Annotated in this window: 1 protein-coding gene; it reads right to left on the bottom strand. The window is 65.2% G+C overall.

From position 1 onward, the window contains the following. Nucleotides 1–225 precede the first annotated feature (225 nt). A partial coding sequence (locus tag BN2476_RS40625; RefSeq protein ID WP_162497910.1) for a DUF2182 domain-containing protein occupies nt 226–557 on the bottom strand: 332 nt, incomplete at its 5' end.

Below are 557 nucleotides of genomic sequence, written 5' to 3'. Positions count from 1 at the left end.
CGCCATCGACAGCGCCGCTGTCGATACGGATCCACTGTCCGCCCCAGCACCAGACCTGATCGCCTTCCAACTCACCCAGCACGCACGGACAGCCAACCTTGCAGCTGCAAGGCGCATAGTAAGTTCCCGCAATTTGCCAAGCCATCGCACGCCTCCTTTTGTTCGCAGGTTGTCGAACGCGACATGACGCGCGAGTGCGTGCCGTGTCGCCGCCTTTCTTCCCGGCTACCGGACGCTGCCGAGCCAGGGTGTCACCAGCATTGCGAGCCCGCCCGCGATCAGCGCCACACCCAGGGGACGAGCCACACGGTGTCCGCCGGGCAAGGACTTCTCTATGAAAATGATGACCGCCGCCGTGAGCATCCATGCCATGTTCATCGCGCCCAGCGCGACCAGCGCGACCATCAGGCCAGCGCAGCATCCGATGCAGTCCGCCGCATGGAGCAGGCCGAGGCGCAAGGCACCGCGCGCGCCCGCCCGCCAGTGCCGCATCAGGAAGAACAGCGGGTTGCTGCACCTCGTGTGGCAACCGCGTTTAAGCCGCGTGAACTGGTAGA

Origin of the sequence: Paraburkholderia piptadeniae (genome assembly GCF_900007165.1) — a bacterium.
Lineage (GTDB): Bacteria > Pseudomonadota > Gammaproteobacteria > Burkholderiales > Burkholderiaceae > Paraburkholderia > Paraburkholderia piptadeniae.
This window is presented reverse-complemented; position numbering and strand designations above follow the sequence as displayed.